Annotated in this window: 19 protein-coding genes; 9 read left to right on the forward strand and 10 right to left on the reverse strand. The window is 71.1% G+C overall.

The window, feature by feature from the left end; translation table 11 throughout:
• Positions 1–58: 58 nt before the first annotated feature.
• Both FGW31_RS06655 and FGW31_RS06660 read left to right on the forward strand, forming a co-directional pair.
• Positions 59–721 (forward strand): helix-turn-helix transcriptional regulator, encoded by a 663-nt coding sequence (locus tag FGW31_RS06655; RefSeq protein ID WP_004923664.1) that lies wholly within the window; start codon positions 59–61, stop codon positions 719–721.
• 164 nt (positions 722–885) lie between these two features.
• A complete protein-coding gene (locus FGW31_RS06660; RefSeq protein WP_142192423.1) occupies positions 886–2,178 on the forward strand; it encodes an HRDC domain-containing protein in 1,293 nt (430 codons plus the stop codon).
• 14 nt (positions 2,179–2,192) lie between these two features.
• Here the strand turns inward: FGW31_RS06660 and FGW31_RS06665 are convergent, their stop codons facing one another.
• The 3 genes from FGW31_RS06665 to FGW31_RS06675 are packed head-to-tail and all read right to left on the reverse strand — an operon-like array spanning position 2,193 to position 5,289.
• A complete protein-coding gene (locus FGW31_RS06665; RefSeq protein WP_142192424.1) occupies positions 2,193–3,023 on the reverse strand; it encodes a carbohydrate ABC transporter permease in 831 nt (276 codons plus the stop codon).
• The gene (locus tag FGW31_RS06670; protein ID WP_142192425.1) at positions 3,020–3,973 is read right to left on the reverse strand and encodes a carbohydrate ABC transporter permease; all 954 of its coding nucleotides are present in this window, start codon (positions 3,971–3,973) and stop codon (positions 3,020–3,022) included. The genes FGW31_RS06665 and FGW31_RS06670 overlap by 4 nt, the downstream gene beginning before the upstream one ends.
• On the reverse strand, positions 3,973–5,289 hold the full coding sequence (locus FGW31_RS06675; protein ID WP_142192426.1) for an ABC transporter substrate-binding protein: 1,317 nt from the start codon (positions 5,287–5,289) through the stop codon (positions 3,973–3,975). Before FGW31_RS06675 ends, FGW31_RS06670 begins: the two co-directional genes overlap by 1 nt.
• A gap of 151 nt (positions 5,290–5,440) precedes the next feature.
• Between FGW31_RS06675 and FGW31_RS06680 the strand changes: the two genes are divergently transcribed.
• From FGW31_RS06680 to FGW31_RS06700, 5 genes are all read left to right on the forward strand, one after another.
• Positions 5,441–7,858 carry a glycoside hydrolase family 2 protein gene (locus FGW31_RS06680; protein WP_142192427.1) on the forward strand — a complete coding sequence of 806 codons (2,418 nt, stop codon included), beginning with the start codon at positions 5,441–5,443 and terminating at the stop codon, positions 7,856–7,858.
• Positions 7,855–8,889, forward strand: coding sequence for a LacI family DNA-binding transcriptional regulator (locus FGW31_RS06685; RefSeq protein WP_142192428.1), 1,035 nt, complete (start codon positions 7,855–7,857; stop codon positions 8,887–8,889). Before FGW31_RS06680 ends, FGW31_RS06685 begins: the two co-directional genes overlap by 4 nt.
• Positions 8,890–9,064: 175 nt before the next feature.
• Entirely contained in the window at positions 9,065–10,291 is a 1,227-nt protein-coding gene (locus FGW31_RS06690) for a thiolase family protein (RefSeq protein ID WP_142192429.1), read from the forward strand.
• The gene (locus FGW31_RS06695) at positions 10,288–12,417 is read left to right on the forward strand and encodes a 3-hydroxyacyl-CoA dehydrogenase NAD-binding domain-containing protein (protein WP_142192430.1); all 2,130 of its coding nucleotides are present in this window, start codon (positions 10,288–10,290) and stop codon (positions 12,415–12,417) included. The genes FGW31_RS06690 and FGW31_RS06695 overlap by 4 nt, the downstream gene beginning before the upstream one ends.
• Before the next feature lie 187 nt (positions 12,418–12,604).
• Positions 12,605–13,729: a PLL family lectin gene (locus FGW31_RS06700; protein ID WP_142192431.1), complete on the forward strand. Its 1,125-nt coding sequence runs from the start codon at positions 12,605–12,607 to the stop codon at positions 13,727–13,729.
• 45 nt (positions 13,730–13,774) lie between these two features.
• On the opposite strand, the gene FGW31_RS06705 is transcribed toward FGW31_RS06700, so the two are convergent.
• From FGW31_RS06705 to FGW31_RS06730, 6 genes are all read right to left on the reverse strand, one after another.
• Complete coding sequence (locus tag FGW31_RS06705; protein ID WP_142192432.1) at positions 13,775–14,803, reverse strand: hypothetical protein; 1,029 nt, start codon at positions 14,801–14,803, stop codon at positions 13,775–13,777.
• Positions 14,803–15,717, reverse strand: a complete 915-nt coding sequence (locus FGW31_RS06710) for an N-acetylneuraminate synthase family protein (protein WP_142192433.1) — start codon at positions 15,715–15,717, stop codon at positions 14,803–14,805. Before FGW31_RS06710 ends, FGW31_RS06705 begins: the two co-directional genes overlap by 1 nt.
• Positions 15,718–15,722: 5 nt before the next feature.
• Entirely contained in the window at positions 15,723–16,922 is a 1,200-nt protein-coding gene (locus tag FGW31_RS06715; protein ID WP_142192434.1) for an acylneuraminate cytidylyltransferase, read from the reverse strand.
• A gap of 97 nt (positions 16,923–17,019) precedes the next feature.
• Complete coding sequence (locus FGW31_RS06720) at positions 17,020–18,303, reverse strand: DUF6716 putative glycosyltransferase (RefSeq protein ID WP_142192435.1); 1,284 nt, start codon at positions 18,301–18,303, stop codon at positions 17,020–17,022.
• A 54-nt stretch (positions 18,304–18,357) separates the two neighbouring features.
• A complete protein-coding gene (locus FGW31_RS06725) occupies positions 18,358–20,130 on the reverse strand; it encodes a polysialyltransferase family glycosyltransferase (protein WP_182674497.1) in 1,773 nt (590 codons plus the stop codon).
• Positions 20,130–21,218 (reverse strand): glycosyltransferase family 2 protein, encoded by a 1,089-nt coding sequence (locus FGW31_RS06730; RefSeq protein ID WP_233288539.1) that lies wholly within the window; start codon positions 21,216–21,218, stop codon positions 20,130–20,132. Before FGW31_RS06730 ends, FGW31_RS06725 begins: the two co-directional genes overlap by 1 nt.
• 536 nt (positions 21,219–21,754) lie before the next feature.
• Here FGW31_RS06730 and FGW31_RS06735 point away from each other — a divergent pair.
• Both FGW31_RS06735 and FGW31_RS06740 read left to right on the forward strand, forming a co-directional pair.
• Positions 21,755–22,840, forward strand: a complete 1,086-nt coding sequence (locus FGW31_RS06735; RefSeq protein WP_142192436.1) for an LCP family protein — start codon at positions 21,755–21,757, stop codon at positions 22,838–22,840.
• Between the two features lie 99 nt (positions 22,841–22,939).
• Positions 22,940–23,311, forward strand: a complete 372-nt coding sequence (locus tag FGW31_RS06740; protein WP_142192437.1) for a PIN domain-containing protein — start codon at positions 22,940–22,942, stop codon at positions 23,309–23,311.
• A 57-nt stretch (positions 23,312–23,368) separates the two neighbouring features.
• Here the strand turns inward: FGW31_RS06740 and FGW31_RS06745 are convergent, their stop codons facing one another.
• The gene (locus FGW31_RS06745) at positions 23,369–24,871 is read right to left on the reverse strand and encodes an amino acid permease (RefSeq protein WP_142192438.1); all 1,503 of its coding nucleotides are present in this window, start codon (positions 24,869–24,871) and stop codon (positions 23,369–23,371) included.
• Between the last annotated feature and the right edge of the window lie 59 nt (positions 24,872–24,930).

The raw sequence follows: 24,930 nt of genomic DNA on the forward strand, positions 1-24,930 counted from the left end.
GGTTCGTCCCGGCTTCACCCCCCACGAGCCGGCCCCGTCCCGCACCCCAGGAGGCCTGGTGTCCGTTCTCCTCGAGCAGCCCGCAAGCCTGGTCGCCTACCGCCCGAACAAGCCGACCGCCATGGTGGTCGTGGCCGACCCCCGCGTCCGTTCCACCGTCACCCGCCACCTGTGGGCGCTCGGTGTCCGTGACGTGATCGAGGCCTCGTCCGTCGCGGAGGCTCGTCCCCGCATCGGCAACCCCCGCGACATCTGCGTCGCCGAAGTCCACCTGCCGGACGGTTCCGGCCTCACCCTCCTGTCGGAGACCCGCGCCGCGGGCTGGCCCAACGGCCTCGCCCTGTCCGCCGCCGACGACATCGGCGCCGTGCGCAACGCGCTGGCCGGCGGAGTGAAGGGCTACGTCGTCACCGGCACCCGCACCAACCTCGGGCTCCCCACCCGGCCCGGTGCGGCTCCCATCGGCGCCGCCGCCGCGCGCCTGCACCGCCGCCCCCCGGGCGCCCCGAGCCACCCGGGCGGCTACCGCGAACTGTCCGGCCGTGAGGTCGAGGTGCTGCGGCTGGTGGCGGAGGGCCAGTCGAACAAGGCGATCGGCGTCTCCATGGGCCTGTCCGCGCTGACCGTCAAGAGCCACCTCGCCCGCATCGCCCGCAAGCTCGGCACGGGCGACCGCGCCGGCATGGTGGCGGTGGCCCTGCGCACCGGCATCATCCACTGACCTCCCCCGACACCGATCCCCCCACCCCCTCCCCTCCGGTTCCGCCCCGGCCACGGACACGCGAACCGCTTCTTTCACCCTCCTGACCGGAATACGACCTTCAGGCGCCCGTCAACGGAACGTTCCGTCGACGGGCGCCTTCGCGGCACGGATACCCTTGACAGGTGACCGACGCCCACGACACCGCAGCAGACAGTCCCCTGCGAACCACCGGAGGCGCCCCTCCGGACGACGACGGATCTTCTGCTGCAGAGGCGCCGATCCCCTTGCTCGAGCCCCGCGAGGGCATTCCGCCGGTGATCGCGGACGAGGCCGGCCTCGCCGAGGCGGTCGCCGCCTTCGCCGCCGGCACCGGCCCCGTCGCCGTGGACGCCGAGCGTGCCTCCGGCTACCGCTACGGCCAGCGCGCCTACCTCGTCCAGCTGCGCCGCCAGGGCTCCGGCACGGCGCTGATCGACCCCGTCGCCTGCCCGGACCTGTCCGCTCTGGGCGAGGCGCTGTCCGGCACCGAGTGGGTGCTGCACGCCGCCACCCAGGACCTGCCGTGCCTGCGCGAGATAGGCATGGTGCCCACCCGCCTGTTCGACACCGAGCTCGCCGGACGCCTGGCCGGGTTCCCCCGCGTCGGCCTCGGCGCGATGGTCGAGAACGTGCTCGGCTTCGTCCTGGAGAAGGGCCACTCCGCCGTGGACTGGTCCACCCGTCCGCTGCCCGAGCCCTGGCTGCGCTACGCCGCCCTCGACGTCGAGCTGCTGGTCGACCTGCGGGACGCGCTGGAGAAGGAGCTGGACCGGCAGGGCAAGCTGGAGTGGGCCCGGCAGGAGTTCGACGCGATCGCCTCGGCACCGCCGCCGGAGCCCCGCAAGGACCCCTGGCGGCGCACCTCCGGCATGCACAAGGTGCGCCGGCGCCGGCAGATGGCGGTCGTACGGGAGCTGTGGCAGACCCGCGACAGGATCGCGCAGCGCCGGGACGTCTCCCCCGGCAAGGTGCTCCCGGACGCCGCGATCGTCGAGGCCGCGCTCGCGCTGCCGGCCAACGTGCACGCGCTGGCCGCGCTGAACGGCTTCGGGCAGCGGGTGGGCCGGCGCCAGCTGGAGCAGTGGCAGGCGGCCGTCGACCGGGCCAGGGCGCTGAGCGAGTCGCAGCTGCCGCAGCCCGGCCAGCCCGTGACCGGTCCCCCGCCCCCGCGCGCCTGGGCCGACAAGGACCCGGAGGCCGCGGCCCGGCTGTCCGCGGCCCGCGCGGGCGTGAGCGCGCTGGCGGAACGGCTGAACATGCCGCAGGAGAACCTGATCACGCCGGACACGGTGCGCCGGGTCTGCTGGGAGCCGCCGCAGACCGTCGACGCGGAGTCCGTCGCGCGGGCGCTGGCCGGCCTCGGGGCCAGGGCCTGGCAGATCGAGCAGGTCACGCCGGTCCTGGTGGAGGCGCTCACCGCCCGGCCGTCCGCGTAGGGCCGCGGCCGGCCCTACTTCGTGGCGCCCCGCATGAAGCCGTTGTAGATGAAGCGCTGGAGGAAGAGGAAGACGATCAGGGTGGGCAGGATGACCAGGATCGCGCCCGCCGAGATCGTCTCCCAGTGCGCTCCGAACGGGCCCTTGAAGCGGAACAGCGACGTCGAGATCACGCCAAGATCTTCGGAGGGCATGTAGAGGAAGGGGATGTAGAAGTCGTTGTAGACGGTGATCCCCTTCACGATGACCACCGTCGCGATCGCCGGCTTGAGCAGCGGGAAGATCACCTTGCGGTAGACCGTGAAGGCGTTGGCTCCGTCCAGGCGGGCCGCCTCGTCCAGCGAGACGGGGATGGAGCGGATGAACTGCAGGAAGATGTAGATCGACACGATGTCGGTGCCCATGTAGAGCGCGATCGGCGCCCACAGGCTGTCGAACATCCCGAAGCTGTTGACGATCTGGAACGTCGCCACCTGCGTGGTCACGCCGGGAACCAGCGCGGCCAGCAGGAACAGCGCCACGACCAGCTTCCGGAACCGGAAGTGGAAGCGGTCGACGGCGTACGCGGTCATCGAGCCGATGAGGATCGTGCCGCCGACGGCGACGACGAGGACGATCGCCGTGTTGCCGAAGGCGGACAGCATCTGGCCGTCGCGGAACGCCGTCACGTAGTTGTCGAGGTTCAGCGGGTCGTCGGGCAGGGCGAGGGCGCCGCTGCCGTTGGCCATCTCCTTCGAGGACTTCAGCGAGGTCAGCAGAACCACGGCGAGCGGCAGCAGCACCACCAGCGTCGCCAGCACCAGCGACAGGTACACCAGGGCCCGGGCCACGGTACGGCGGGTCATACGAGGTCCACCTTCTCGTCGGGGACGATGCGCCGCTGCACCCAGGTGACCGCCAGCACGATCAGCAGCAGCACGACGGCGGCGGCCGAGGCGAGCCCGGTCTTGTTGAACTGGAAGGCCAGCTTCACCGTCTGGATCACAAAGGTCTCGGTGCCGGTGGCGCCGCCGGTCATGATGTACGGGATCTCGAAGACCGACAGCGAGCCGGAGACGGACAGGATGACGCTCAGGCTCAGTACGGGCCTGATGCCGGGCGCGATGATGTGCCGGAACTGGTGCCAGCGGCTCGCGCCGTCGATCTCGGCCGCCTCGTACAGCTCGCCCGGGATGGACTGGATGGCGCCGAGGAACAGCACGAAGTTCAGGCCCAGGTAGCGCCAGACGGAGACGCCGGCGAGCGAGGTGTTCGCGGAGGACGGCGTGCCCAGCCAGGCGTGGTCGGTCTCGACGCCGAGGAGGCGCAGCACGGAGTCGAGTGTGCCGCCGTCCTGGAAGAAGTAGAGGAAGACGAAACCGATCGCCACCCCGTTGATCAGGTACGGGAAGAACAGCACGCCCTTGAAGAAGTTCCGGAAGCGCACGTCGAAGCTGAGGACCGTGGCGAAGTACAGGGCGAGGACGATCTGCACCACGGAGGCGACGAGGTAGTAGCCGCTGACGAAGAAGACCTCGAACAGCTCGGAGCGGGTGAGGAGTTCGGTGTAGTTCCCGGTTCCGGTGTAGTTCAGTTCGGGGCTGACGCCGTCCCAGTCGGTGAAGCTGTACGCGATCATGTTGGCGATCGGCGCGTAGGTGAACGTCAGCAGCAGGGCCAGCGGGGCCAGCAGGAACAGCCAGGGGGTCAGGCGGCGCGGCAGCGGGGCGCGGCGCGGCGCGCGGGCGGTGCGTCCGGGCCGGGCGGGCGCGGCCGGTGTGCCCGGCCGCGCCGCCTCGCGGGTGGTGTCCGCCATCAGGACCCCAGGGAGTCGCGTGCCTCGGCCCACCGCTCGCCGAGGTCGTCGAAGAAGCCGTCCAGGCTGCCCTCGCGTGCGCCGCGGGCCAGGTCGACGAGTTCCTGGCGGTAGTCGGGCTTGTAGATGCCGACCTCTGATCGGTTGTCGATGGTCTTCACCTCGCCGCCCTTGGTGTCGTCGAGGTCGATGAGTTCGACGCCCCGCTCCTCGTAGGGCTTCAGCACGTCGGGCAGCGGGGCGTCCTTCAGCGGGGACAGGGCCAGGTTGGCGGCCGCGTAGCCGGACGTGTCGGTGAACCAGTCGATCCAGGCGCGCGCGGCGGCCTTGTTGTCGGAGTGGACGTTGACGGCCTGCTGGTAGTCCGGGGAGGTCACCGCGCAGAAGGCGCCGTCCTGCTGCGCGGGGAACGGCATGAAGCCGATGTCGGCGGGGTCGGTGCCGGCCTGCTCGGCGGCGGCCCGCAGCTGCACGACGGCCCAGGAGCCCAGCCACATGGTGGCGATCTCGCCCTTGGCCAGCTTCGCCTTGGACGCCTCCCAGTTGGTGGTGGTCGGGTCCTTCTCCGCCAGGCCGCCGCGCACGATGTCGTACAGCAGGGTGTCGGCCACGCGCAGGTCGGCGCCCTCGGCCCAGGGGTCGCCCTCGGCGAGCCGGGTGGTGGCGTCCGGGTCGCAGCCGACGGAGCCGTTGACGTTGGTCCACTGGGTCAGCGGCCACATGTCCTTGAAGTTGGTGTAGTACGGCACCGCGTCGGTCTTCGACCTGATGGCCCGCAGGGCGTCGAGGAACGCGTCGGGTGTGGTGGGCCAGTCGGTGACGCCGGCCGCGCTCCAGGTCTTCCTGTTGTAGACGAAGCCGGGGACGACGCCGATCGGGCTCTGGCCGTAGACCTTGCCGTCGACGGTGGCGTAGTCGGTGAACCGGTACGTGGCGCTCCGTTCGGCCTCGCTGCCGAGGGAGGCGAAGAACCGCGGGTAGTCCTTCTTCTCGATGACCGCGGGGATCATCAGGACGTCGCCGTAGTTCTCCGTGTTCATACGGATCTTGACCTCGCCCTCGTAGTCGGTGAGGGCGTCGAACTCGACCTTCACCCCGGGATGGGTCTTGTTGAACTCGGCGGCGTACTTCTTCATCGTCCCGTCCTGCACAAGGTCGGTCCGGTGGGTGAGGACGGTGATGGACCCCTTGACCGCGGACGGGTCGTCGGGCGCCTCGGCGTCGGCGCCCTCGGCGGATCCCCCCGTGCCGGTGCAGGCGGAGGCCAGGAGGGCGAGGACGGCGAGGGATCCGGCGAGTGCCTTGCGTCGGTTCATGTGCACCAGCTCCGTTCACGGGGCGGACGAGCACGAGTGGGTTGGCTGGTTCGGCACTCTGGCAGCACCTTACTGAACCGGTAAAGTCTCTATTGCGCCAACGATGCCAAAACGTTGCCCAGACATGGGTGAACCGGTTTAGGGAGTGTGCATGCGTCAGGTCACACCGCTCACCGACGGATGGATCCTGCGACACCCGGACGGCACGGGCGCCGAGCTGCCGGCCTCGGTGCCCGGGTGCGTGCACACCGATCTGCTGGCGGCCGGTCTGATCCCCGACCCCTTCCTCGGCCGCAACGAGGCCGAGGTGGCGTGGGTGGGCCGGCGGGACTGGACGTACGAGACGGACCTGCCGGCCGGGACGGGCGCGCACGAGCAGACGGACCTGGTCTTCGACGGGCTCGACACGGTCGCGGAGATCCTGCTCGACGGCCGGTCGCTGGGCCGGGTGCGCAACATGCACCGCTCGTACCGCTTCGACGTGACGGGGCTGAGCGGACGGCTCGCGGTGCGGTTCGCCTCCGCCTACGCCGAGGCGGAGGCGGTGCGCGGCACGGTGGGCGAACGGCCCGGCGCCTACGCCGAGCCCTACCAGTACGTGCGCAAGATGGCCTGCTCGTTCGGCTGGGACTGGGGGCCGACGCTGGTGACGGCCGGGATCTGGCGGCCGGTGCGGCTGGAGCGCTGGTCCACCGCCCGGATCGCCCGGGTGCGGCCGCTGGTCACGGTCGACGGCGGCACGGGCCGGGTCGAACTGGCCGTCGACGTCGAGCGCACCCGGGTCGAGGCGCCGCTCACCGTGGAGGCGGCCGTCGGCGGCGTACGCGCCCGCGCGGAGATCGACGGCACGCACGGCACCGTACGCGTCGAGGTGCCCGGCGCCCGGCTGTGGTGGCCCCGCGGGTACGGCGAACAGCCGCTGTACGACGTGGAGTTGACGCTGCTGCACGGCGAGGAGGCGCTGGACGTGTGGCGCCGCCGGATCGGCTTCAGGACGCTGGAGCTGGACACCTCGGCCGACGCGCACGGGACCGGGTTCACCCTGGTCGTCAACGGCGAGCGGCTGTTCGCGCGGGGCGTCAACTGGATCCCGGACGACGTCTTCCCGTCCCGCATCACCCGGGAACGCTACCGGCGACGCCTGGAGCAGGCGGCCGGCGCGGGCGTGGACCTGGTCCGCGTGTGGGGCGGCGGGATCTACGAGAGCGAGGACTTCTACGACGCCTGCGACGAGTTGGGCCTGCTGGTCTGGCAGGACTTCCCGTTCGCCTGCGCGGCCTACCCGGAGGAGCAGCCGCTGCGCGGGGAGGTGGAGGCCGAGGCCCGGGAGAACGTCGTACGGCTGATGCCGCACCCCTCGCTGGTGCTGTGGAACGGCAACAACGAGAACCTGTGGGGCTTCCGGGACTGGGACTGGGAGCCGGGGCTGGCCGGGGACTCCTGGGGCGAGGGCTACTACCTGGGCGTGCTGCCGCGCGTGGTCGCCGAGTCGGACCCGACACGGCCGTACACGGCGGGCAGCCCCTGGTCCGGGTCCTGGCGGCACCACCCGAACGACCCGGCGCACGGCACGCACCACTCCTGGGAGGTGTGGAACCGCACCGACTACGCCGACTACCGGCTGACCGTGCCCCGCTTCGTGGCCGAGTTCGGCTGGCAGGCGCCGCCCGCGTACGCCACGCTGCGCCGCGCGCTGCCCGGTGAGGAACTCGCGCCCGACTCGCCCGGCATGCTGCACCACCAGAAGGCCGACGACGGCAACGGCAAGCTGGAGCGCGGGCTGGCCCGCCACTTCGCCCTGCCGGAGGGGGACTTCGACCGCTGGCACTATCTGACGCAGGTCAACCAGGCGCGGGCCGTGGCCGCCGGGATCGAGCACTGGCGTTCGCACTGGCCGGTGTGCGCGGGCACGGTGGTGTGGCAGCTCAACGACTGCTGGCCGGTGACCTCCTGGGCCGCGATCGACGGGGACGGCCGGGAGAAGCCGCTCTACCACGAGCTGCGGCGGCTGTACGCGGACCGGCTGCTGACCGTGCGCGCGGACGGTGACGGTCCGGTGGTGGCGGCGGTCAACCAGGCGGCCGAGGACTGGCACGGGTCGCTGCGGCTGCGGCGGATGTCCGTCGACGGCACGGTGATCGGAGAGGCGGCCCTCGTACTGGCCGCCGGGGCGCGGACGGTGGCCGAGGTGAAGGTACCGCCGGAGCTGATACCCGTCGGCCCCGCGGAGTTCCTGGTCGCCGACGCGTGGGAGCCCTCCCGGCCGGACGAGGCCGGGACCGGAGGAGCGCTGCGGGCGCTGCACTTCCCGGCGCCGGACCGGGACATCCCCTACCCGCGCCCGGAGTTCGAGGTCGCGCTCGTCCCGGACGGCATCACGGTCACGGCCCGCACCCTCGTACGGGACCTGCTGCTGCAGGCCGACCGGCTGGATGCGGACGCGCGCGCCGACCGGGGGCTGGTGACGCTGCTTCCCGGCGAGGAGGTGACCATCGGGGTGCGGGGCTGGAAGACTCCGGACCCGGAAACCGCCCGTCGTGCCCTGTACTGCGTGGAGCCCACTCGATGACGGCAACGCCGCCCCCTCGCGTCACCATCAAGGACGTCGCCGCGCGCGCCGGCGTGTCCAAGGGGGCCGTGTCCCTCGCCTTCAACCACAAGCCCGGCCTGTCGGAGGCCACCCGGGACCGGATCTTCCGGGCGGCGCGGGAGCTGGGCTGGGCGCCGAGTTCGACCGCGCGGACCCTGGCCGGTTCGCGGGTGGACGTGGTGGGGCTGGCCGTGTGCCGGCCCGCCCGGCTGCTCGGTCTTGAGCCCTTCTACATGGAGTTCATCTCCGGGGTGGAGAGCGTCCTGGTCGAGCGGTCCTGCTCGCTGCTGCTGCGGCTGGTGCGCAGCCCGGAGGAGGAGGTCGGGCTGATGGAGTCGTGGTGGCGCGGGCGGCAGATCGGCGGGTCGATCCTGGTGGACTTCCGCGCCGACGATCCCCGCCCGGCGGTGGCCGGGCGGCTCGGGCTGCCGGTGGTGGCGGTCGGGCATCCGTCGCTGACCGGCGGGCTGACCTCGGTGTGGACCGACGACGCCACGGCGGTGACCGAGGCGGTGCGCTATCTGGCGGCGCTCGGTCACCGGCGGATCGCCCGGGTGGGCGGGGCGGCGGCGCTCGGCCACACGTCGATCCGCACGACCGCCTTCGACGAGGCGGTGCGGTCCCTGGAGCCGGCCGCCCGGGCGTGGCAGGTGGCGACGGACTTCTCCGGGGACGCGGGCGCGCGGGCGACGCGTTCGCTGCTGGCGGCGGCGCCGGGTGAGCGGCCCACGGCGATCGTGTACGACAACGACATCATGGCGGTGGCCGGTCTGTCGGTGGCGGCCGAGATGGGCCTGCGGGTCCCGGACGACGTGTCGCTGCTGGCGTGGGACGACTCGCAGCTGTGCCGGCTGACGCATCCGACGCTCTCCGCGATGAGCCACGACGTGCACGGGTTCGGCGCGGAGGTGGCGCGCACGTTGTTCGGGACGATCACCGGAGAGGGTCCGGGATCCCATCCCGTGCCGACGCCGGTCCTGACTCCGCGGGGCTCCACGGCACCACCGTGACCGGGCGCGCCGGCCGCGGACGGGCCGTGTTCCCGGACGCCGGACGGGCCGGGCCGGCGCGGCCGGACGTGTGATGTTCGCCGCTCCAGGCGACGGGGCTGGGCAGTCACGTTACTCGTAAGTAGCATGGGTCGTAAGCAAGCGCTCAGCATCCCGCACCTGGAGGAGAGCCATCGTGCCTCGTACCGTCAGGGACGTCGTCTTCGTCGACGGCGTCCGCACCCCGTTCGGCAAGGCGGGCCCGAAGGGCATCTACCACGAGACCCGCGCCGACGATCTCGTCGTGAAGGCCATCCGGGAGCTGCTGCGCCGCAACCCCGGGCTCGACCCGAAGAAGATCGACGAGGTCGCCGTCGCCGCGACCACGCAGATCGGTGACCAGGGTCTGACCATCGGCCGCACGGCCGGCATCCTCGCGGGCCTGCCCACCTCGGTCCCGGGCTACTCCATCGACCGCATGTGCGCCGGCGCCCTGACCGCCGTCACCACGGTGGCCGGCTCCGTCGCCTTCGGCGCGTACGACGTCGCCATCGCGGGCGGCGTCGAGCACATGGGCCGCCACCCCATGGGCGAGGGCGTCGACCCCAACCCGCGGTTCGTCTCCGAGAAGCTGGTCGACGAGTCCGCCCTGTTCATGGGCATGACCGCGGAGAACCTGCACGACCGCTACCCGACCATCACCAAGCTGCGCGCGGACGAGTACGCGGTGCGCTCCCAGGAGAAGGCCGCCAAGGCGTACGCCAACGGCAAGATCCAGGCCGACCTGGTGCCGATCTCCGTACGCCGCACCAACCCCGAGGGCGGCGAGACCGGCTGGGGTCTGGTCACCGCCGACGAGCCGATGCGCCCGGGCACCACGCTGGAGAACCTGGCGAACCTCAAGACGCCGTTCCGCGTGCACGGCCGGGTCACCGCGGGCAACGCGGCCGGTCTGAACGACGGCGCCACCGCCTCGGTCATCGCCTCCGAGGACTTCGCCCGCGAGAACGGGCTGCCGGTCAAGATGCGCCTGGTCTCCTACGCCTTCGCGGGCGTGGAGCCCGAGGTGATGGGCTACGGCCCGATCCCGGCCACGGAGAAGGCGCTCGCCCAGGCGGGCCTGTCCATTTCCGACATCGGCCTGTTCGAGATCAACGAGGCCTTCGCCGTCCAGGTCCTCGCCTTCCTGGAGCACTACGGCATCGCCGACGACGACGCCCGCGTCAACCAGTACGGCGGCGCCATCGCCTTCGGACACCCGCTGGCCTCCTCCGGCGTCCGGCTGATGACGCAGCTGGCCCGCCAGTTCGAGGAGCAGCCGCACGTCCGCTACGGCCTGACCACCATGTGCGTCGGCTTCGGCATGGGCGCGACGGTCATCTGGGAGAACCCGCACTTCGAGAACGCCGGAGGCAGCAAGTGAGCACCACCGCAGAACTGTTGAAGGGTGCGGCCGAGCTGTTCCCGGACGAGGTCGTCACGCAGGCGCACGTGCGCCACTTCGACCTCCCCCTGGGCGCGGGCCGCTTCGCCCTGATCACCCTGGACAACGGCCTGGACCACACCAAGCCGACCACCTTCGGCCCCCAGTCGCTGGCGAACCTGAACGCCGCCGTCGACCAGGTCGAGAAGGAGGCCGCGGACGGCGAGATCGTCGGCGTCGGCGTCACCGGCAAGCCGTTCATCTTCGCGGTCGGCGCCGACCTCAAGGGCGTCGAGCTGCTCAAGCGCCACGAGGACGCGCTCGCCATCGGCAAGGGCGGCCACGACGTCTTCAAGCGCCTCGCGCATCTCGCGGTGCCGACGTTCGCGTACTACAACGGCGCCGCCATGGGCGGTGGCGTCGAGGTCGGTCTGCACTGCACCTACCGCACGGTGTCCGCGGCGATCCCCGCGTTCTCCCTGCCCGAGGTGTTCCTCGGTCTGGTTCCCGGCTGGGGCGGCTGCACGCTGCTGCCGAACCTGATCGGCGCCGACAAGGCCGTCTCGGTGATCATCGAGAACAGCCTCAACCAGAACAAGCAGCTCAAGGGCAAGCAGGTCCACGAACTCGGCATCGCCGACGCGATCTTCGAGGGCGCGGACTTCCTGGAGCAGTCGCTGATCTGGACGGCGTCCGTCCTCAAGGGCGAGATCGTGGTCGAGCGGCCGGTGATCGACCGCGGCGAGGCCTGGGACCAGGCCGTCGCCAAGGGCCGCTTCATCGCCGACTCCAAGGTGCACAGCGCCGCCCCGGCCGCCTACCGCGCCCTGGACATCATCGCCGCCGCCAAGAACGGCGACCTCCAGCAGGGCTACGACGCCGAGGACACCGCGCTCGCCGACCTGATCATGGGTGGCGAACTGCGTTCCGGCATCTACGCGTTCAACCTGGTGCAGAAGCGCGGCAAGCGTCCCGCCGGAGCCCCGGACAAGAACCTGGCCCGCCCGGTCACCAAGGTCGGCGTGGTCGGCGCCGGTCTGATGGCCTCGCAGCTGGCGCTGCTGTTCCTGCGCCGCCTGGAGGTCCCGGTCGTCCTCACGGACATCGACCAGGAGCGCATCGACAAGGGTGTGGGCTACGTCCACGCCGAGATCGACAAGCTGCTCGGCAAGGGCCGCATCAACCAGGACAAGGCCAACCGCCTCAAGGCGCTGGTGACGGGTGTCCTGGACAAGGCCGAGGGCTTCGCCGACGCCGACTTCGTCATCGAGGCCGTCTTCGAGGAGATGGGCGTCAAGCAGCAGGTGTTCGCGGAGGTCGAGGCGGTCGCCCCGGCGCACGCGATCCTCGCCACCAACACCTCCTCGCTCTCCGTCTCCGAGATGGCGTCGAAGCTGAAGCACCCCGAGCGGGTCGTCGGCTTCCACTTCTTCAACCCGGTCGCGGTCCTGCCGCTGCTGGAGATCGTCCGCGGCGAGAAGACGGACGACGCGTCGCTGGCCACGGCGTTCGGTGTCGCCAAGAAGCTGAAGAAGACCGCGGTGCTGGTCAAGGACGCCCCGGCGTTCGTCGTGAACCGCATCCTGACCCGCTTCATGGGCGAGATCCAGAACGTCATCGACGAGGGCACGCCGGTCGAGGTCGCCGAGAAGGCGGTCGAGCCGCTCGGCCTGCCGATGTCGCCGCTGGTCCTGCTGGAGCTGGTCGGCCCGGCGATCGGCCTGCACGTCTCGGAGACCCTCAACCGGGCCTTCCCGGACCGCTTCACCGTCTCCCCGAACCTCAAGGCGGTCGTCGAGGCCGGCAAGCGCGGCTTCTACGTCTACGACTCCGGCAAGCCGGAGCTGGACCCGGAGGTCGCCGCGCTGCTCAAGCAGGGCGACACCGTCCTGACCGAGGAGCAGGTGCGGGCCCGGGTGCTGGACGCGGTGGCGCAGGAGATCGGGCTGATGCTCGACGAGGGCGTCGTCGCCGAGGCCCAGGACATCGACCTGTGCCTGATCACGGGCGCCGGCTGGCCGTTCCACCTGGGCGGCATCACGCCGTACCTGGACCGCGAGGGCGTCTCCGAGCGGGTGAACGGGAAGCGGTTCCTGGAGGCCGGGGTGGCGTCGGTCCCGGCGTAACCTCCGAGCGCGTGACTAGGGCCCCCGCTCCGCGGGGGCCCTTCGTCCGTTCTGGGCGCGCCTTCGGCGCTCCGGTCACAAAGCGTGGGTGAGGTGAAGGAGTGAAAAAGGTTTAGCCATATAATGTGTCAATCCTGGTCGCCGTACGGGGAGGCCGTTCCGGGGAGACGGAAGGATGGACGGCCGAATGCGGCGAAGAGCGAAGGACGGGCGACGCGCACCCGAGAGGGCGGCCGGCTCCCAGTCGGCCACGGGCTCGCACGGAGCCGAGAACCCGGTGGGCGGCAAGTGGCTCACGCGCGGCACCGACGGACGGCTCACCCTGTTCGCCCTGGGCTCCGGGGAACTGCTGCGCTGGACCGAGTCGCGCCCCGGCGGACCCGACTGGAACGGGCCCGAGCACCTTCCCGTCCCGCCGCACCTGAGCCACCTCACCATCGCCCAGGGCGCCAACGGCTATCTGCACTTCCTGGCCCACCGCGTCCGGCAGGCCGCCGGCGGCAGGACCGTCACCGACCTGATGTACTCCATGCAGTACCAGTCGGGCCGTCCGCTCAACGAGTGGCGTGCCATCGGCAACCCGTACAAGGCCGACGACGAGCGCAACCCGCGCCTGGGCTTTCCCACCGGCGCCGTCGACGGGGCCGGCATCCTGCACGTCTTCGTCCGCAACGCGGGCCGCGGCCTCCATGTGCGGCACGAGGACAAGGACGGCAAGTGGCGTCCCTGGCAGGACCTGCGCGGCAGCGCGCTGCACGAGGGCGTGACCGTGGGCGTCACCTCCAAGGGCCGCATCGGCGTGCTCGGCCCGTCCGAGAAGCCGCTGCACCACTGGCAGCAGCCCGTGCAGGGCGGCGCGTTCGAACGCCAGGAGGACCTCCACGTCACCGTGGTGCCGGGCACCGGCGTGGCCCTGGAGACGGCCGAGGACCAGCTCACCTACTACGCCGCCGACGCCTACTCCCCGAACCTGCTGGCGATCCGCCCCAACGGCTCCGTGGTACCGATCGGCGGCGCTCCGGGCGGCGGTGCGCTGTCCGCGCTGCGCACGGTCATCGACGGGCAGGACTGCACGGTCCTCGTCCACCGCGGGGTCGGCGGGACACCGGTGTTCGGCGCCTTCGTGACCAACGCCGAGGAGTGGGGCGTGGAGTGGGCCGAGGTCGGCCGCCCCTGCCTCGGTGATCCCGCGACGGTGCTGGACGCGCACGGCCGGATCGTGGTGGCCATGCTGGGCACGGACGGTGTCCCGCGGATCACCCGCCAGGTGTCGGAGTCCGGGCTCTCGCTCGGTCAGTGGCGCGACATCTGACGGCCGGCCCGGATGTGCGGGCGGTCGGACCGGCCGCGCGGGCGGTCAGCGCCCCACGAGGCCCGGGCTCATGCTCGACAGTCCGTGCCGGCGCTTCGCCGACTCCGCCATGCCGTGCAGGAAGCCCACCGCGTGGGCCGTGGTGTCCGGCGTGAACCACGCCTCGGACACCTCGCAGAGCTCCACCCGCACACCTCCGCCGCCCAGGACGATGGGCAGGGTGTGGGCCACGGTGGACGGGAAGGTCAGGACCGTGTGGCCGATCGGCCCCTGGGCGGCGAGCAGTTCCAGCGGCAGGTCCGGCCGGAGCACGCGGACGCCCGTGGCCTCGGCGATCCGCCGGAGCTTGTCCCTGCTCTCGCGGCGGTGGGCGAGATACCGGTCCACGCCGCGGGTACGGACGATGGCGGCCACCGCCCGCAGATAGTGCTCCTCCCCGACGATGCCGGTCTCGACCAGCGAGGTGCCGAGCAGGTCGGCGCCGTCGCGCACGGTGGGCCGAGGGAAGCGGCTCCGCGTCCAGCCGTACTCGTTGGAGACGATCCGGATGCCCGGCGGCGGAGCGACTTCCATGCAGGTGAACAGCGTGCGGTCCAGCGCCGGTTCGGTGAGCCAGGTCATGGCCCGGCCGCCCCGGCCGGCGCCGCCGGCCTGCTGGTGCCAGCGGGTCAGCCGACGGCCTTCGGTGACGATCCGCACGAATTCCGTGGTGGCCGTGCCGTCGTCGACGATGACCAGTTCCCGGGCGGTGGCGGAGGGCAGCAGCATCTGCACCAGGCCGGAGAACAGGTCACCCACGACGAGCCGTTCGGCCGCCGCCACCCGTTTGCGCACGGCCGCGATCTGCCGCATCCGGCTGACGGTCCCGGACCGCACCTCGAACCGGGTGATGTCCAGGTCGCTCACGGCGGCCAGTTCCGCGACCCGGGAGAGCTGCACCCGCGACCACGCGTCCATCGGCAGCAGGACCGCCACCTCGAGTGCGACACGGCCCTCGCCCCGGTGACCGGCATGCGCCCATTCCGCCACGTTCAGCAGTTGGGCGGGACTCTCCACCAGGGCGAGGGTCGTCATCACGCGGCCGGGACCGCCGATTCGGCGACGACGCCGGTGACGCGGCGCAGCTTCTTCATCGGGCCGAGCTCGGACTCGTAGACCTTCTTCACGCCGTCGCCGAGGGACGCCTCGATGGTGCGGATGTCGCGGACCAGGCGCTGAAGGCCCTGCGGCTCCACGGACGCGGCCTGGTCGGAGCCCCACATGGCGCGGTCGAGCGTGATGTGGCGCTCCACCATGCAGGCGCCGAGGGCGACCGCGGCCACCGTGGTCTGCAGGCCGATCTCGTGGCCGGAGTAGCCGATCGGGACGTTCGGGAACTCCGCCCGGAGGGTGTTGATGGCACGGAGGTTGAGCTCCTCCGCCTTCGCCGGGTACGTCGAGGTGGCGTGCAGCAGGACGATGTTCTCGCTGCCGAGCACCTCGACCGCGTGCCGGATCTGCGCCGGGGTCGACATGCCGGTGGACAGGATGACCGTCTTGCCGGTGGCGCGCAGGGCGCGCAGCAGTTCGTCGTCGGTGAGGGAGGCGGAGGCGACCTTGTGGGTGGGGACGTCGAACTTCTCGAGGAAGGCGACGGCCTCGGTGTCCCACGGGGAGGCGAACCAGTCGATGTTCTTCGACTTGCAGTACTCGTCGATCCGGCGGTACTCGTCCTCGCCGAACTCCACGCGGTGGCGGTAGTCGATGTACGTCATCCGGCCCCACGGCGTGTCGCGCTCGATGTCCCACTGGTCGCGCGGGGTGCAGATCTCCGGCGTGCGCTTCTGGAACTTGACGGCGTCGCAGCCGGCCTCGGCGGCGGCGTCGATCAGCTTGAAGGCGTTGTCGAGGTCGCCGTTGTGGTTGATGCCGATCTCGCCGATGACGTAGGCGGGAGCGCCGTGACCGACCACGCGGGAGCCGATGCGGCGGACAGGGTGGTGCTGCATGTTGATCAGAGAGCCTTTCCGAGAAGGTGTGCTGCTATTTCGCGGACAACGCCGTGGCCCCCGCGTGACGTGGTCACGGCGCGCGCTCGTTCACGGACGATGTCGTGGGCGTCGGCCACGGCCACGGGCCAGCCGACGAGTTCGAAGCAGGGCAGGTCGTTGACGTCGTTGCCGGCGTAGAGGATCCGGCCGGGGTCGATGCCCTCGGCCTCGTACCACTTGCGCAGTTCGACGTCCTTGCTCAGCGTCCCCTGGATGACGGGGACACCGAGCTTGCGTGCCCTGGCGGAGACGACCGGGTTGGTCTCGCTGGACAGGACGAGGACCGGGACGCCCGCTGTGCGCAGGCGGGCGATGCCCATGCCGTCGCCCCGGTGGACGACCACGGTCTCGTGCCCGTCGGCGTCGATCCACACGCGGTCGTCGGTCTGGGTGCCGTCGAAGTCGAGGACGACCGCGTCGACGTCGGCGCGGGTCGGGAACCGGGGCGCGTCGAGGAGCCCAGCCAGTGCCCGGGCCCGTTCGAGGTCGGCGGGGTCGTCGATCTCCAGGGTGCGGGCCGGGTCGACGGGCACGGCCGCCACGTTCCCGAAGAAGCGGTGCTGGTGGTCGCGGAAGCCCTGGGCGCGCATCGCGTAGGCGGCGCCGGTCTCCAGGAACTCCTCGGGCCGGTCCTGCCGGCGCAGCCGTTCGGCGCTGTCGTGGTTGACGCCCTCGGCGGCCACGACGGCCCGCTGTCCCTCCTCGCGGACACCGCGCCACACGAATCCGTGGAACGGCGAGGCGGTGAACGCCGAGTCGGCGCCGCCGTCCAGCACGGCTCCGACCACGCCGTCGACGTCCTCGGTGGTCAGGAAGGGGCTGGTGGCCTGGACGAAGAGCAGCACGTCGGTGCGCCGGCCGTGCCGCTCCTCGACGACGTCGAGGGCGTGCAGCAGCGCGGACTCGCTGGACGCCGTGTCCGAGGCGAGGCCGGCGGGCCGTACGACGGTCTCGGCGCCGTGCCGGCGGGCCTCCTCGGCGATGTCGTCGGCGTCGGTGCTCACCACGACGCGGGTCACCCGGTCCGACCCCCGGCAGGCGCGCACGGCCCGGCCGACGAGCGACACACCCGCGACCGGTGCCACGTTCTTGCCGGGGATGCCCTTGGAGCCACCGCGGGCCGGTATGACGGCCACCACGACTGGGGCGGAAAATGTTGACATATCAGACCTCGGGTGCTGCGGCTGGCGGAGTGGGAGCGCACGGGCTGCGTGCGCGCAGTGGTGGGGGGAGGTGAGGGAGCGGTGCCGAGCCCGGGGCTCAGAGACCGCCCCAGCGCTGGATCTTCGGCGCGACCGTCTGGACCCCGAACCGGTACGCGCGGCGCAGGGCCTTGCGTGAGGTCCGGGCCATCAGGCCGGGCCGTTGGCCGGCGGAGTTCGCCGCGTGGGGCAGCGGGGTTCCGTCGGGGGCCAGGCCGCGCCTGGCCAGGAGCCGGGGCAGGTAGCCCGCGGCGTTCTGCATCGTGTAGTACGGCCGGATCGGTGGCAGCGCCGCCCGGCTCAGGGACGTGACCCGCCGGCGCAGCTGGGCATACGGGTCCTGCGCCAGGATGCCCTGCTCCTCCAGCCAGCCCTCGTGCGCATACGGCTGGCACCCCTCGTCGATCTCGTTCCAGGAGGCGATGCAGCCGGAGCCGGTGAAGTAGTGGTTGCCGTGCGGTTCACGGACGCCGAGGTCGCTGAGGATCACCGTGGGGATGCCGCGGTGCATCGACTCCAGGGCGGCGGTGGAGCTGACGGTGACGAGGAGGTCGGTGCGGTCCAGGACCTCGGCCATGTTCCCGTAGACGAACTGCAGGTTCGGCGGCAGCGGTTCGCCGAGCTGCTCGGCCAGGGTCTCGTAGTGGTAGGGCTCGATGTGGGTGGTCTGCTCGCCGGGCTTGGACCGCAGCTTGATGAGCACCTCGCGGCCGGGGCGCAGCCGGGCGTGCTGGATGGCCCGGCGCAGGATGTAGACCCGGCCGTCGCGGTCCTCGGGCACCGACGGCTGCACGGCGAACGTCACGGTGAAGGGGTGCGTGGCGCCCGTGCGCAGCGGGTCGTACTGCTGCTCGGCGAGGAACGGCAGCGCGGTCTGCACGACGCAGTCGTCGTCGATGCCGAGCCCGTGGTAGATCTCCCGGAACCGGCGGGCGTCGAAGGGGCTGTTGGCGAGCACCACGTCGGCGCCGGCGCGCAGCAGCAGGCCGTCCGTCAGGTTCTCGTAGACGACGCCGACGTAGCCGGTGACCAGGACGGGACGGCGCGGGGCGTGCTCGAAGACGCGGGCGAGGCCGTGCAGGATCGCCTGGGTGGTGCCGCCGACGGAGCCGACGACGAGCACGTCCGCCTGGCCGAGTGCGGGGCTGGTGACGAACTCGGCCACCGAGGACTGCGTCACCGTCTCGGGCCGGATGCCCACCTCGGCCATCTGCCGGGCGGTGGGCGTGGCGCGCCCGTTGAGCATGTGTGCGTGCACCCGGGGTGCGGGGTGGAGTCGTTGCGCCAACTCGCCACCCCACTTCCATCGGGTGTCGGAGTCGGCGAGCACGTGAATACGCATCGCCTGTACTGATCCTTCTTCGCCTGCTGTTCGCTGTTCGGGAGGTCTCGCGGTTCAGCCCACGGACATCGCCCTGGCCGCCTTGCGCGCGCCGCGGGTCCTGACCAGCCGGGCGGCCGCCGTCGACTCGGGGTTGATGCGCAACGCCTCCTGGGCCGCGAAGATCCGCAGGGCCTTGCCCTCGCGTCCCATCAGTGCGGCCACCTCGGCGATCTTGATCCAGGTCATCGCTCGCTCGTCGCCGGACATCGCGGCGAGCGACAGCATCCGCTTCGCCTGCTCCGGGTCGTCGTCGCCGATGTGGATGCGCGCCATGCCGATGAGGACGTCCATGGGCTTGCGGTCCTTGAGGATCTGGTCGCCGATGCGCCGGGCGGTGTCCGTGTCGCCGGCCTCGAGGTGTTCCTTGAAGGAGTCGACGGAGATCTCCTCGTGCCCGCCCTTGTCCCGACCGGCGCCGGTGGCCTTCTTGCCCTTGCGTTCCTTCTCGGCCTGTTCCAGGGCGCGCATCTCGGCCTCGGAGGGCGCGCCGGGCAGGGACAGCTTGTAGAGCAGGTCGGGTTTGAAGTGCATGCGCAGTGCGGGCCGGGCCTCCATCTGCGGGAGGGCACGGGTGATGTAGGCGACGGTCCGCTCCCGCAGGTGCGGGTTGCGTTCGGGCTGCATGCAGTAGCCGACGGCGGCCACGTACTCGGCGAGTTCGCCGTGGATCCAGTCCGGGCTGGCCAGCAGGTCGGGTCCGGCGAAGCCCGCGGCCTCCAGGTCCGGCAGGGCGACCTCGCAGATGGTCACCGGGATGCGGTTGCTGTTCGGGTACGGCCGCAGCTTGCGCAGCACCTCACGGGCACCCACCGCGGCGGCGGGGATGCCGTAGACGGCGCGGGCGGTGAACAGGGCCGTGGAGAAGCAGCCGATGACGGCGACCGGCCCGAGGTATCCGAAGACGGCCTCGGCGAGCAGCGGCGTCTCCAGCACCAGCAGCTGGACGTTCAGCTCCCGGGCGCGGACCACGAGGGACTCGCTGAAGCTCTGGGGAGCGCTCGGGTGGGGCTTGAAGAGGACCGAGGTGAAGCCGAGGCCGACGGCCGCCTCGAACATCCGCAGGTGGAGCCGTTCCTCTTCCTCCTCGGTGAGCAGCCCGATGCTGGAGAGGTACTGCCCGAGCAGCATCGCCGCTCCGCGGTGGCCGGACGGGAAGCCGGGCGGGATGGCTTCCTGGAGCGCGGGGACGCACGCCTGGCCGAACTCGGCGAACACGCGTTGCACCGCGGTCGGTTCGACCGGCTCGCTCGGCACGCCGTACTCGGTGAGCAGCAGGGGCCGCAGACCGGGGACGAGTTCCAGGTAGAGGGTGCGGCGGATGCGCGAGTGGACGTCGCGGGCCAGTTCGTTGCGGGTCGGGCCGTACGTCATCAGGCCGTCGGCGTACACGGTGATCGAGGCGTTGCGGAAGATCTTGCAGAACGTCAGTGCCGGCTTGACCTGGATGGACTCGACGACGAGTTCCATCGGACCGTCCGGGATGTTCCAGCGCATGCCGAGCAGTTCCCGCCACATGGGCACGTCCTGGGTGCGGGGGTCCCACAGGCTCGGGTGGTACGGGAAGATCACCTCGTTCCACGAGATGACGGCGTCGAAGCGGGGCCGCAGCGACTCGAAGCCCTCCATGGCGTCGAGCGGTGTGGTGACCTCCGGGATCTCGGTGTTGGTGCACACGACCAGGATGCGGCGCGCGCTGCCGGCCGGTCCGAACTGCCCGGCGTCGACGGCCGCCGACAGGGTCAGGGCGCCGTAGAGCGTGGAGGCGACGAAGATCTGGGTCGACATCAGGCGGTGACCCCGATGGCCTGCTGGTTCTGCCGCCCGTCGGCCCGGCCGGGCCGGGGCGTCCAGGTGGCGCGGCGGCCCTGGTTGGGCAGGTAGCGCACGTCGACGGCGTCACTCGGGCGGGGCTCGGGGACGGCCAGGTCGCGCACGGAGTTGATGAGCTTGGCGCGCTTGGCGCCCATCTCGTCCAGGGTCCGCTCCAGCAGCTGCTGCGGCAGTCGTTCGAGGGCGCCCGCGATCCGGCTCTTGAGCAGGGCCCGCACGTCCTCCTCGTAGGTGTCGGCGCGGTCCAGGTGGATGGCCATCATGGCGCAGTAGGTCCGGATGACCTTGGGCATGATGTGCCGGCCCCAGGGGTGGGCGGCGACCTCCTGGGCGACCCGGTCGAAGCACGGGATGAAGTCGAGCTGACGCTCGTCGGGGATGCGGGTCAGGGAGGTGCTGACGTCACGGCGGTAGAAGATGCCCGCCAGGTCGACGGCCGCGTAGGAGTCGGTGTGCAGATGCAGCCGCCAGGTCCACATCCGGTCCTCGGCGGTGCGCAGCTTCTCGTCGAAGAACAGCAGGTCGCGGGCGGCGAGCACCTCGCGGTCGAAGATGCCGGCCCAGACCAGCGGATAGTCCACCATGGTCGAGGCGTTGACGGGCATGATCGACTCGATCGGCCGGAGCGGGGTGTTCCGCACGGCCTGGGGCGAGCGCACGACTTCGCGCTTCTTGCCGACGACCCGAATGTGGTCGGTCCGCACGAAGTGGCAGCCGAGCTGTTCGATGGCGTCGACGAGCCGGCCGAGGTAGCCGGGCGCGAACCAGTCGTCACCGTCGAGGAACGCGATGTACTTGCCCGTGGCGAGCCGCAGCCCCGCGTTGCGGGTGGCGGAGATGCCCGAGTTCTGCGGGGTGCGGTAGAGCACGGCGCCGGGGACCTTGCGGATCTCCCGTTGCAGGATTTCGGCCGTGCCGTCCGTCGAGCAGTCGTCGATGACGATGAACTCGAAGTCGCTGCGGGCGTTGAAGGCCAGGGACTTGAGCGTGGTGGCACAGTAGTCGCGCACGTTGTACATCGGCACGATGACGGAAAGCTTCACTGGCTGGGCCTCGACTCCAACAGTTCTGAGCCAGCCGGAACGCTTCCGGTCGGCGGACCTCCAACTCGAGCAGCGGGGTCGTACACGACAGCACTGTCCTTGCTGAAATCCACCGGCCCCCCCAGGCACTTCTGGCGCAACAGCTTGCACGTGATACTGCTGCTCCGGATATTCACATCATTTTCAAGTATTTGTCCAGACGAGATGCTGCACTGCAGTCTGTTTGCCCGTTTTTGACAAGGATTCGGATCGCATTCGATCACGCAGTGCGACCGCTCCCTTGCGGTCGGATCCGGCCGTTCACAGCCCGGGGACACGATCTCCACACATCGCCGTGCCCGGGTTCGCGTGCCGCGGCCCGGATCGTCCGTCTATAGTGCTCGGGCACCAGTCCGATTCATTGCGGGTTTCCGGCCACCGCCCCCGCGATGATTCCGCGTCGGTTCCCCCCATGCGGCGCGCGTTTGCAGCACCGGCACGCTGTTGACCACCGCCCGGCCCCACCCGGCCGCCAGGATTCAGAGGAATCGAGCGAGATGAGCACTGACACCGCCGCTCCCCCGTCCCACCGCAGGGGGCGGGCACGCAACGGGCGGGCACGCAGACCCCGTCGGCTGGGCCGCAGGATCGGACTCGGGCTGCTCGTCCTCCTCCTGCTGGCCGGCGGTACCGGTTACTGGCTCTACAGCGAACTCGACGGCAACATCAAGGGCGTCGACATCGACGACGCCATCGGCAAGGACCGTCCGGAGAAGCTGCCGACCTCCGGTCAGAACATCCTGGTCCTGGGCTCCGACTCGCGCGCCGGCGCCAACGCCGGACTGAAGACGGGCAACGTCGCCGGTGCCCGCTCGGACACCGCACTGGTGATGCACATACCCGAGGGCCGCACCGAGGCCGTCGCCGTGAGCATCCCGCGCGACACCCTGGTGAGCCGGCCGGAGTGCACCAAGGCGGACGGCTCCCAGGTGGCTCCCGCCGAGCGTGTGATGTTCAACTCCATCTACGCGCAGGCCGGTCCGGCGTGCGTGGTCAAAACGGTGGAGAAGATGTCCGGGGTGCGCATGGACCACTACATGGAGATCGACTTCGCCGGTTTCAAGGACCTCGTGGACGCGATCGGCGGGGTCACCGTCACCGTCGACCAGGACATCCACGACACGTCCAGCGGCCTGGACCTGACGGCGGGCACGCACCGTCTCGACGGCACCCAGTCCCTCCAGTTCGTCCGCACCCGGCACGGCGTCGGCGACGGCAGCGACCTCGGACGCATCGGTCTCCAGCAGGAGTTCATGACCGCCCTGCTCGGCGAGATCAAGCGGCAGGACCTGCTGGGCAGCCCCGCCAAGACCTACAAGATCGCCGACGAGCTCACCTCGGCCCTCACCACCGACTCCGAACTCGCCTCCCTCACCGCGCTGGCGGAGTTCGGCCGCAGCATGAACGGGGTCGACCCGGCCCGCATGGAGACGATCATGCTTCCGGTGCAGTACGACGCGACCGACCCGAACCGGGTGGTGGCCGCCGAGCCGCAGGCGTCGGCCCTGTGGAAGGCGATCCGCGAGGACGCGGACATCCCGGAGTCGGCCAAGAAGTCACCGGCGAACGGCGGCAGGTCCTGACACCGGCGAACCACGCCTGCCGAACCGGCGAACGGCGCTGCGGTACCGAAGCCTCGGCGTGCGTCCGGGCCGGCCGCCCGGCATGGCACCCTGGCCCCCATGACCGACACCCCTGTCCTGCTCGTGATCGTCGACGCCGCGAATGTCGTCGGGTCGGTGCCCGACGGGTGGTGGCGTGACCGGCGGGGCGCCGCGGAGCGGCTTCGTGACCGGCTGGCCACGGAAGGACTGCCCGAGCGGTCCGGGCCGGTGGAGATCGTGATGGTGGTGGAGGGCGCGGCCCGCGGCGTGGCGTCGGTGCCGGGTGTCCGGGTGGTGGCTGCGCCCGGGAGCGGCGACGACCGGATGGTCGAGCTGGTGGGCGAGGCCGGCGACCGTCCGGTGCTGGTCGTCACGGCCGACCGCGAGCTGCGCCGCAGGGTGACCGCGCTGGGCGCGGACGTCGCGGGGCCGCGCACGGTACGGCCCTGAGCCCCGGGCCCGCCGACGGTTCCGACGGCCCGGGAGATCCGGGAGACCGGGGCGGTGTCACCGGGCGGGCGGGACCGGTGTCTTGTCCTCCCCTCGCGCCAGCCGGCTGTGGGTGCGGCTGTAGAGGAAGTAGACGACGATGCCGATCGCCATCCAGATGCCGAAGCGGACCCAGGTCTCGGCGGGCAGGTTGAGCATCAGCCACAGGGAGGCCGCGACCGACAGGACCGGCAGGAACGGCACCCAGGGGGTGCGGAAGGACCGGTGCAGGTCGGGGCGGGAGCGGCGCAGGATGATCACGCTGATCGCGACGACCACGAAGGCGAACAGCGTGCCGATGTTGACCAGTTCCGCCAGCTCCGTCAGAGGGGTGAAGCCGGCGACGACGGCGATGATCACGCCGAGCAGCACGGTCGGCCGGTGCGGGGTGCGGAAGCGGGGGTGGACGCGGGAGAAGAAGCGGGGCAGCAGGCCGTCGCGGCTCATGGCGAAGAAGACGCGGGTCTGGCCGAGCAGCAGGATCATGCACACCGTGGTGAGGCCGACGGCGGCGCCGAAGCTGATGAAGCCGGCGAACCAGGGATGCCCGGTGGCCTTGAACGCGTCCGCGAGCGGCGCGTCCACGCTCAGTTCGCTGTAGTGCTGCATGCCGGTGACGACGATCGACACGGCGACGTACAGGGCGGTGCAGATGAACAGCGACCCGAGGATGCCGCGGGGCATGTCGCGCTGCGGGTTCCTGGTCTCCTCCGCGGCCGTGGCGACGATGTCGAACCCGATGAAGGCGAAGAAGACGACCGAGGCGGCGGTGAAGATGCCCATGACGCCGAAGTTGGCCGGGGCCCAGCCGAAGATCAGCTGGATCAGCGGGGAGTCCAGGCTCTGGCCCGCCGCCACCGGCTGCGCGTCGGGCACGAACGGCTTGTAGTTGGAGCCCTTGATGAAGAACGCGCCGGCGATGATCACGACGAGGACGACGGTCACCTTGATGGCGACGACGACCGAGGTGACCCGCGCGGAGAGCTTCATGCCGAGGACGAGGATGCCGGTGAGGACCAGGACGAGCGCGGCGGCGAGGATGTCGAAGCCGAAGCCCTCGGCGCCGTCCCGGGTGCCGAGCGCGACGGGCAGTTCCCAGCCCGCGTTGTTCAGCAGCGAGTGGATGTAGCCGGACCAGCCGACGGCCACCACCGCCGTACCGAGCGCGAACTCCAGGACGAGGTCCCAGCCGATGATCCAGGCGGGCAGCTCCCCCAGGGAGGCGTACGAGAACGTGTACGCGGAGCCCGCCACCGGCACGGTGGAGGCGAACTCGGCGTAGCAGAGCGCGGCGAGCGCGCAGACGACGCCGGCCACCACGAAGGCCAGGGCCACGGCGGGTCCGGCGTTGTTCTTGGCGACCGTACCGGTGAGGACGAAGATGCCGGTGCCGATGATGACGCCGACGCCGAAGACGGTCAGGTCCAGGGCCGAGAGGGACTTCTTGAGCGCGTGCTCGGGTTCCTCGGTGTCACGGATCGACTGCTCGACCTTCTTCGTCCGGAAGAGGGGGCTTGTCACGGGTACCTCCCACGCTTGTCGTCCTCGACATGATCGAGAGGGGGCGTAGGTCGTATGCC

Origin of the sequence: Streptomyces calvus (genome assembly GCF_006782915.1) — a bacterium.
Classification (GTDB): Bacteria; Actinomycetota; Actinomycetes; order Streptomycetales; family Streptomycetaceae; genus Streptomyces; species Streptomyces calvus.